10 protein-coding genes and 1 pseudogene are annotated in these 7,617 nt (G+C 67.0%); 3 read left to right on the top strand and 8 right to left on the bottom strand.

Going from position 1 to position 7,617, the window contains the following annotated elements; translation table 11 throughout:
• The 5 genes from AB7E35_RS14525 to flgB all read right to left on the bottom strand — a co-directional run.
• A partial coding sequence (locus AB7E35_RS14525; RefSeq protein ID WP_428167813.1) for a flagellar basal body protein occupies nucleotides 1-108 on the bottom strand: 108 nt, incomplete at its 3' end.
• A 62-nt stretch (nucleotides 109-170) separates the two neighbouring features.
• Nucleotides 171-1,778 carry a flagellar hook protein FlgE gene (locus AB7E35_RS14520; RefSeq protein ID WP_428164239.1) on the bottom strand — a complete coding sequence of 536 codons (1,608 nt, stop codon included), beginning with the start codon at nucleotides 1,776-1,778 and terminating at the stop codon, nucleotides 171-173.
• A 49-nt stretch (nucleotides 1,779-1,827) separates the two neighbouring features.
• Complete coding sequence (locus tag AB7E35_RS14515) at nucleotides 1,828-2,481, bottom strand: flagellar hook assembly protein FlgD (RefSeq protein ID WP_428164238.1); 654 nt, start codon at nucleotides 2,479-2,481, stop codon at nucleotides 1,828-1,830.
• Nucleotides 2,482-2,499: 18 nt separating this feature from the next.
• The gene (gene flgC / locus AB7E35_RS14510) at nucleotides 2,500-2,904 is read right to left on the bottom strand and encodes a flagellar basal body rod protein FlgC (protein WP_428163213.1); all 405 of its coding nucleotides are present in this window, start codon (nucleotides 2,902-2,904) and stop codon (nucleotides 2,500-2,502) included.
• Between the two features lie 21 nt (nucleotides 2,905-2,925).
• Complete coding sequence (gene flgB / locus AB7E35_RS14505) at nucleotides 2,926-3,354, bottom strand: flagellar basal body rod protein FlgB (RefSeq protein ID WP_428167812.1); 429 nt, start codon at nucleotides 3,352-3,354, stop codon at nucleotides 2,926-2,928.
• 321 nt (nucleotides 3,355-3,675) lie between these two features.
• Between flgB and flgA the strand changes: the two genes are divergently transcribed.
• The 3 genes from flgA (at nucleotide 3,676) to AB7E35_RS14490 (ending at nucleotide 5,379) form a co-directional block, all read left to right on the top strand.
• Nucleotides 3,676-4,428: a flagellar basal body P-ring formation chaperone FlgA gene (gene flgA / locus AB7E35_RS14500; RefSeq protein WP_428167811.1), complete on the top strand. Its 753-nt coding sequence runs from the start codon at nucleotides 3,676-3,678 to the stop codon at nucleotides 4,426-4,428.
• Between the two features lie 183 nt (nucleotides 4,429-4,611).
• Nucleotides 4,612-4,935 (top strand): flagellar biosynthesis anti-sigma factor FlgM, encoded by a 324-nt coding sequence (gene flgM, locus AB7E35_RS14495; RefSeq protein ID WP_428163210.1) that lies wholly within the window; start codon nucleotides 4,612-4,614, stop codon nucleotides 4,933-4,935.
• 93 nt (nucleotides 4,936-5,028) lie between these two features.
• Complete coding sequence (locus AB7E35_RS14490; protein WP_428163209.1) at nucleotides 5,029-5,379, top strand: hypothetical protein; 351 nt, start codon at nucleotides 5,029-5,031, stop codon at nucleotides 5,377-5,379.
• Nucleotides 5,380-5,498: 119 nt separating this feature from the next.
• Here AB7E35_RS14490 and AB7E35_RS14485 read toward each other — a convergent pair whose 3' ends face one another.
• The 3 genes and pseudogenes from AB7E35_RS14485 to AB7E35_RS14475 form a co-directional block, all read right to left on the bottom strand.
• Nucleotides 5,499-6,212 (bottom strand): RNA polymerase sigma factor FliA, encoded by a 714-nt coding sequence (locus tag AB7E35_RS14485; RefSeq protein WP_428163208.1) that lies wholly within the window; start codon nucleotides 6,210-6,212, stop codon nucleotides 5,499-5,501.
• A gap of 4 nt (nucleotides 6,213-6,216) precedes the next feature.
• Nucleotides 6,217-7,032, bottom strand: coding sequence for a hypothetical protein (locus tag AB7E35_RS14480; RefSeq protein WP_428163207.1), 816 nt, complete (start codon nucleotides 7,030-7,032; stop codon nucleotides 6,217-6,219).
• Nucleotides 7,022-7,617 (bottom strand): annotated as a pseudogene (locus AB7E35_RS14475) (flagellar biosynthesis protein FlhF); the annotation flags it as partial. The gene AB7E35_RS14480 and the pseudogene AB7E35_RS14475, both read right to left, overlap by 11 nt.

Here is a 7,617-nt window from a genome sequence, read left to right as displayed (position 1 = left end):
GGCGCGAAAGCCGGTGGTGGAGGCGTTGGCCAGGTTGTTGGCCAGCACCGCCTGCCGGTTCGCGGCAGCGTTGGCGCCGGTCATGGAGGTGTAGATGATGCGGTCCATGGTGTGGCCTCAGTGGTTCAGTGGTTCGGTGGTTCAGGGGGCAGGAGCGTGGGTGTTCAGGATCAGCGCAGGTTCACCAGGGTGGAAATCACCTGGTCCTGCGTCTTGATGGTCTGGGCATTGGCCTGGTAGGCGCGCTGGGCGGTCATCATGTTGACCAGCTCGGCCGTCAGGTCCACGTTGGAGTCTTCCAGGGCGCCAGCGCGTAGCGCGCCGAAGTTGCCGTCCGTGGGCGCTCCCATGATGGGTTCGCCCGACTCGAAGGTCTCCACCCAGTTGTTGCCTCCCGCCGCCATCAGTCCCTGGGTGTTGCGAAAGCTCGCCAGGGTGATCTGGCCTTCGGCCCGCGTCACGCCGTTGGAGTAGCGGGTCGTGATCATGCCGTTGTTCTCAAAATTGATGCCCGTGAGCTCGCCCGATGTGTAGCCGTCCTGCCGCAGCTCGGCCACAGCGAACTTGGTGCCGAACTGCGTCACCTTGTTCAGATCCAGCGTGACCGCGAAGGCGCCCGGCGCGGGGTTGCCACCAGGCGTGGGGGGGGTGGTGGGGCTGTTCGGATTGGCGGGGCTGGGGTTCACGCTCAGCGCCAGTTCGAAGGATTGCTTGGCGGCCTCGGGAGCAGTGGTCAGGTCAGTACCCACTCCGAAGCTGCCGCCTGCTGCGGGAGTGCCCGTGGCGTAGTTCACCAGGTCGCTCTTCAGGCGCGCGGACGTGACCAGGGTCGGATTGGTGGCGTCGAAAGTGAAGTCCCAGGCTTCGGCCGGGTTGGTGAATGTCAGGGTTGTCTCGCGGATGGCATACACGCCGGTGGCGTCGGGGCCGTAGAAGCGATAGGTGAATTCGGTGGGGAAGTCGTCTGCCTGCGTCAGTGTGGGGTCGGCACCGCCAGGAGTGGCCAGCGGCATCGGTTCGACCGATGCGGCAATGGCGCCGGTGTTGTCAAAAATGACGCGGCCCGTAGCGGCTGGCACGGTGGGCGGTGCCGTGGTCAGATCGTTCAGCTGGTTGTAGATGTCCCAGGTGTTGGCGCCGTTCTTCTCAAAGTAAAAGCTCAGCGGCGTAGCCACGCCCTGGCTGTCATAGACGTTGAGCGACGTGCCATAGGTGGTGCGCGGCGTGGCGGGCACGGGCGGCGTGGCGCTCGGGTCGCCCTTGGCGTCGGTGACGCGGGCATCCAGGTTGAAGCCGGCGTTGATGCTGGTCGTTTGCTTGGCCGGGATGGGCGCGGAGGTGGGGAAGGTGAGCGGCTGTGCGGTATTGGAGGTGCGCAGGCCGGTGATGGGGTCGATGGGGTAGCCCATGACCCGGGCGCCGTCATTGGTCACCACGTTGCCCGCATTGTCCAGCTTGAAGTTGCCGGCGCGGGTGTAGGCGCGCGTGTTGTCGGGCAACTGCAGCGTGAAAAAGCCGTTGCCGTTGATCGCCACGTCCATGCTGTTGCCCGTCACCGTGAGGTTGCCCTGGGTGAACTGCTGGGAGACGGCGGATACCTCGGTGCCGATGCCGGAGTTGATGCCCCCCGCCGCCCCGAGGGCCGAGGCCACCAGGGCGGCGAATTCCGTGCGCGAGGCCTTGAAGCCCGTCGTGTTGGAGTTGGCGATGTTGTGGCCGATCACGTCGAGGTTCTTGGCCGAGGCATTGAGGCCCGACAAGGCTTGCTGGAAACTCATGATGTGCTCCTGATGACGAAAGTGCGTGCGTTCTTGAAGGGCGTGGCGCTTACAGCACGCCGCGGACGTTGGCGTAGTTGACGGTGCTGCCATCCTCCAGGGTGAGCGTCAGCGCACCTGCCATGGAGCCCGTGGCCATCACCTGTTGCTGCATCAGCGGCGTGGCCGCGACGGCGGTATCGCCCGTGACGGCCACCACCCGGAAACGCAGGTCGCCGGCGGATCCGTCGTATTTGCTGGAGTCCCACTGGAACGTGCGGCGGCCGGCCTGCTGCGCGCCTAGCGCCACAGTGTCCACCAACACGCCGCCGGGGGTGACGATTTCCACCTTCACATCGGTGGCGGCGCTTGCCAGGTCAAAACGGCCCGTGCCCTTGCCGTCGTCGGCAAAGCTCATGCGGTCGCCCTCGGCCAGTACCGAGCGGCCGATCATCGAGATGCCCTGCAATTGCTGCATGGTGCCGAACTGCTCGGCCATGGTCTGCATGGACAGGTTCAGCGTCTGCAGGCCGGTCACGGTGTTGATCTGCGCCATCTGCGAGGTCATCTGCGCGTTGTCCAGGGGGTTCATGGGATCCTGGTTGTTCAACTGCGCGACCAGCAGCTTGAGGAAGCGGTCCTGCATGGCTGCGGGGTCGTTGGCGGCGTTGGCCTGCGCGCCGGCGCTGGCCGCAGCGGTGGTGCCGATGGGGGTGAGAATCATGGCGGGCCCTCGTCTTTCTTACTGACCCATCTGCAGGGTCTTGAGCAGCAGCGTCTTGGCCGTGTTCATGACCTCGACGTTGTTCTGGTACGAGCGCGAGGCCGAGATCATGTTGACCATCTCCTCCACCGCGTTCACGTTGGAATGGGTCACATAGCCCTCTGCATCGGCCATGGGGTTGGACGGGTCGAGCACACGGCGCCCTGGCTGATCGCTTTCCTGGATGGATGACACGCGCACGCCGGCGGCGCTCTCGGGGCCCATCGGCGCGGTCTGAAACACCACCTGGCGCGCCTTGTAGGCCTGGCCGTCGGGGCCGGCCACGGCGTCCACGTTGGCCAGGTTGCTGGCCACGACGTTCAGGCGCTGCGACTGTGCGCTGATGGCGCTGGCCGAGACGTTGAAGATGGAGAACATGGACATGGCGGGTGCTCTCTTTCGGTATTACTGGCCCTGGATGGCGCTGAGCATCGTGCGGGACTGGCCGTTGATGAAGCGCAGCGTGGCCTCGTAGCGCACGGCGTTGTCCACGAAAGCGGCGCGCTCGCGGTCCATGTCCACGGTGTTGTTGTCCAGGCTGGGCTGGCTTTGCAGGGCATAGCCCAGCGTGTTGCCCGATGTGCCGCTAGTGGCGGCCGGCAGCGGAATGTGGCGCGGGTCGCTCACGCTCTGGCTGCTTTGGCCCGCGGGTTGGCCCGCGGGGGCTTGCGCCTGGGTGGCGGCGCGCATCGCGTCGGCAAACTTGAAGTCGCGCGCCACGTAGCCGGGGGTGTCCGCGTTGGCAATGTTGCTCGCGATGGCGCGCTGGCGCTCGGAGCGCAGTAGCAGCGCGTTTCCGTGAAAGTCCAGGCGGTTGGTCATCTTGTCGAGCATGTCGGCCTCGGGCGGCTATCTGGTGTGGGGCTGGCGCCCTTGCCGGATGGGCTTGGGACGTGCACCGATTATCAAAACCGCCGCGTTTTTCTAAAGCGCGAAGAAGGCGGGGATTGGCCCGCTGTTTCAGGCATCCGGCGCAGCGCGGCGGCCTACAGTGGCAGGTGTGAACAGGCGCCCCGGCCTGCTAGGGCCGACATGCAGGTGCTGCAGCTGGGCCGCCGCCCTTTCCACAGGAGTCTTGCCATGCCGCGTTGCCTGCGCCTTTCATTTCCCCCCGTTGCATCGGCATGCGCGCCGCAGCAGCCGGCACACCAACCGTTGCATCCGTCACTGAACCCGTTGCGCCGGTTGCATCAGTGGTGCGCCGCGCTGTTGCTGGGCGCCGCCCTGGCGCTGCCCGCACAGGGCCAGCAGTCAGTTGCGCAGACCGCCGATCAGACCGCCGACCTGGGAGCGGTCACACAGCGCTGGCTCGACGATGCGCTGGCCCAGGTGCAGGCCGGCGGGATGCCGCTGCGCATGGAAGTCAGCGTGGGCGCGCTCGATTCGCGCCTGCGCCTGGCACCCTGCGCGCGGGTCGAGCCCTACCTGCCCACGGGCGCGCGCCTGTGGGGGCGCACCCGCCTGGGCCTGCGCTGCGTGGATGGCGCCACTCGCTGGAATGTGTTTCTGCCCCTCACCGTCAAAGCCTTCGGCCCCGCCTGGGTGCTGGCCGGCAGCGTAAGCACCGGCACCGTACTGACCGAACAGGATGCCATCGAGGCTGAAGTGGACTGGGCGGCCGAGCCCGCCGCCATCGTGGCCAACGCCAAGGACTGGGTGGGCCAGACCGCCAGCCGCCCGCTGGCTGCGGGCCAGGCGCTGCGCCAGAACATGGTGCGCCCGCCCAACCTGTTCAAGGCCGGCGCACCCGTGCGCGTGGTGGTGCAAGGGCCAGGCTACGCCGTCACATCGTCAGGTCAGGCCATGAGCGCCGGCGCCCAGGGCCAGAATGTGCGCGTGCGCATGTCCAATGGACGCATCATTGGCGGCACCGTGCTGGAAGACGGCAGCATCGAAGCGTCCATGTGATCAAACGCCGCTTGCGCAAACGGCTGCCATGTGACGGGCGCCCGGACGCTCCGTCCACCGTTGCAAAAAGACGCCAAATGGCCATGAAAGGCCGCCAATTGCCACAAAGCGCTAAAGTCTGCTCCCTGCCAGCCGAAAGCATGGGTACTGGCCCCACATCTCACAGGGGTGGTGGAGAGTGTGATGAAGATTGGACACAACCCGGATATCGCGAGTGCGCTGGCACAAGCCGCTGCCAACAAGCAGCAGGCCAAGGCCGCCGCGCCCGCCCCTGCCGCAGAGATTGCGGCCCAGAGCGCATCACGCGCCGCTACAGGTGTGCCCGTGACGCTGTCGGCGTCGGCGCGCACGGCAGAAACCGGCCGCAGCACGGCCGACTTCAATGCCGAGAAGGTCAAGGCTGTCAAAACCGCCATCGATCAGGGCACCTTCAGCGTGGACGCAGAAGCCGTGGCCGACAAACTGCTGGCCAATGCCTACGAAACCTTGTCGCACTCGCGCGGCTGAAAAATCTCCCGGACTAGCGCTGCGCAGGGTATCCGGCAAGCCGGTTTGCGCGGCCTGGTCAGCCCGGGGTGACAGGCTCTAGACTTGTGCCCCATGTCACTCGACGCCACCCTCACCTCCATCGAAGCGCAGCTGCAGGACTTGCAGGCTGCGCTTCTTGCATCCAACCCCCAGACTTTCGAGCAGGCGGCCGTGCAGTTGCGCGGCGCAGCAGTGGCGTTGTCCCAGGCGCTGGCGCCGTCGGCAGCTGCCACGCTGGAGCCCGCCACGGCCCGGCGCGTGCAGGCCATTGGCCAGCAGTTGACGCGGGTGCGCGATCAGCTGGCGCGGGTGATGGCATTGACCGAGCGGCAGGCGGCGTCCTTGCTGCCCCCGGTGGAGGGGGTGACCTACGGCCCGTCATCCGGCGCGCGCGGGGCGCGGATTTATCGGGCGCCGGGGTGATGCCGGCTGTTTGGGTTACCAGGGGTCAGATTATTGGGGGTGATTATTGGGGGTCGGATTCCAATTAATCCCGGTTCAGCGACTGTCGTCTGACCTCCAATAACCGAGGCGTCAAAAAATCAATGCCCTCGCATCTTGGTGCGCAGCCGTGCAATCGACTGGCTGTGCAGCTGGCACACGCGCGATTCGGTCACGCCCAGTACGGCGGCGATTTCTTTCAGGTTCATGTCGTGCTCGTAGTACATGCCCATGATGTACTGCTCGCGCTCGGGCAGTTGCTTGATGGCCTGCACCAGCGCGGCGCGCAGGCGCTGGTCGCGCAGCACCGACATGGGGTTGGCACCCTCGTCGGCCATATGGCGGTCCAGAAAGCCCTCGTCGTCATCGTCGCGGTGAAAGTCTTCCAGATAGACCAGCTGGGTGCCGCGCACCTTGCCCAGCAGGGACTGGTAGTCCTCCAGGCTCATGCCCAGCTCGGCGGCGATTTCTGATTCCATGGGGCTGCGGCCCAGGCGCTGCTCCACGCGGTGCAGGGCATGCTCGATGTCTTTTTGGCTCTTGCGCGCACCGCGGCTCATCCAGTCGCCTTCGCGCAGCTCGTCGAGCATGGCGCCGCGGATGCGCTGGCTGGCGAAAGTCTCAAACTGCACGCCCTGCGTGGCTTCGTAGCGCGACAGGGCGTCGGTCAGGCCGATCATGCCGACCTGGATCAGGTCGTCGAGCTCCACGTTGGGTGGCAGCTTGGCGATCATGTGATGGGCGATGCGCCGCACCAGCGGGATGTGCTGGTGAAACAGCGCTTCGCGGTCGAGCTGGCCTTTCGCGGTGTACATCGGGTCAGTGGCTCCGTTGCGTGTATTCGGCTGTGGCGCCGGGGCAGTGCAGGGGCAGCATGCGCATCTCGGGGTCGATGGTGCACCCGTTCTCAAGCAGCTGCAACGCCAGTCGCTGGATGTCCTGCGCGCGTGCCGGTGCCACCGCGGTGGTGTGCAGCTGCTGGCCCAGGAGCTGCTGCGCGCTGTGCTGCAGGGCGGCCAGTGCCTCCGCGGTTTGGCGTGCCTGCGCCGGCGTGCGTGGCGCAGTGATGGAGGCTACCGTGCAGCAGCGTACGTCTGCATGCAGCGCCAGGTGTTTGAGCTGCAGGTAGCTGCGCACCAGGCCCTGCGCGCCGGGGCCGGTCATGACCAGCGGCACGCAGGCGCTGCCGCGCAGCAGGGGGGCCAGCGATTGCGCGGGTGCATACAGCACCAGCACGGCGTAGGCACGAAACAGTGGCTCCAGGCGTTGCAGGGCGGCGTCGCCCCGGGGGCTGGCGGGGGCGCTCGCCAGGCTGGACAGCCGGGCCAGGCCCTGGGCTGCGGGTAAGACGGCCAGTGATGCGCGGTCGGCGGCGGCGTCCAGCGCCTGCGCGGGGGCCCAGGCAGTGGGCCGCAGCAGTTGATCGAGGCCGGGGGACTGGCGGCTTTCGCGGGCGGTGCCGTCCAGCACCGCCACGGGGTAGCCCAGGCGCTGCAGGCTGGAGCACAGCTGCCACAGCATCTCCAGCCACGGGCCGTCTTCTTCGGGGCTGAGCACCGGTAGCAGGCGCAGGGCCCGCGCGGGCGTGTAGCTGTGCAGGCCGGCAGCCTGATGCATTGCGGTGTCAGGCAACATCGGCCACCTCCAGTTCTTGTGCGCTGTCGCTGGAGTGCGAGAAAAAGAAGTTGAGCTCGGCCACCTTGGGGTCGAAGGCCGACTTCACGCTTGAGCGCATGGACTCGCCGACCAGTTTGTGGGCGCTGGCGGCTTCCCAGTCTTCGGGCACGCGCTGGCCGTTGGTCACGCCGCGCAGCACCATCTGGTGGCGCACCAGCGAGTCGATGGCGGGGCCCAGCTTGACGGCCTCGTCCACCTTCGACAGGATGGCCTGCTGCGAGCCCGTGGTCTTGAAGCCGGTGAGCACATCGTCCAGCGTGTCGCCGTGGCTGCTGGCGTTGAGCACCAGCAGGCGCTTGACGCCGGGCAGATCCAGCACGTCCAGCAGCTCGCGCCTGCGCGGGTCGCGCGGGGCCACGCCGGTGGTGTCGATCAGCACCATTTTTTTGGACGACAGCAGGCCCAGCAGGTCTTGCAGCGCTGCGCGGTCGTGGGCCAGGTGGGCCACTACGCCCAGCATGCGGCCGTACGAGCGCAGCTGCTCGTGCGCGCCGACGCGGTAGGTGTCCAGCGTGATCAGGCCCACGCTGCCCGGGCCGTGCG

This window comes from Diaphorobacter sp. (assembly GCF_050251835.1).
Lineage (GTDB): Bacteria > Pseudomonadota > Gammaproteobacteria > Burkholderiales > Burkholderiaceae_C > JBFXIE01.
Note: the sequence above shows the minus strand (reverse complement) of the source record. Positions and strands in the feature narration are given on the sequence as shown.

Excerpts from the sequence above, each read along its gene's own strand:
- flgB (WP_428167812.1), bottom strand. The coding sequence starts at position 3,354 with ATGCTCGACAAGATGACCAACCGCCTGGACTTTCACGGAAACGCGCTG.
- AB7E35_RS14490 (WP_428163209.1), top strand. The coding sequence starts at position 5,029 with ATGTCACTCGACGCCACCCTCACCTCCATCGAAGCGCAGCTGCAGGAC.
- AB7E35_RS14485 (WP_428163208.1), bottom strand. The coding sequence starts at position 6,212 with ATGTACACCGCGAAAGGCCAGCTCGACCGCGAAGCGCTGTTTCACCAG.
- flgC (WP_428163213.1), bottom strand. The coding sequence starts at position 2,904 with ATGTCCATGTTCTCCATCTTCAACGTCTCGGCCAGCGCCATCAGCGCA.
- AB7E35_RS14520 (WP_428164239.1), bottom strand. The coding sequence starts at position 1,778 with ATGAGTTTCCAGCAAGCCTTGTCGGGCCTCAATGCCTCGGCCAAGAAC.
- flgM (WP_428163210.1), top strand. The coding sequence starts at position 4,612 with ATGAAGATTGGACACAACCCGGATATCGCGAGTGCGCTGGCACAAGCC.
- AB7E35_RS14515 (WP_428164238.1), bottom strand. The coding sequence starts at position 2,481 with ATGATTCTCACCCCCATCGGCACCACCGCTGCGGCCAGCGCCGGCGCG.
- AB7E35_RS14480 (WP_428163207.1), bottom strand. The coding sequence starts at position 7,032 with ATGTTGCCTGACACCGCAATGCATCAGGCTGCCGGCCTGCACAGCTAC.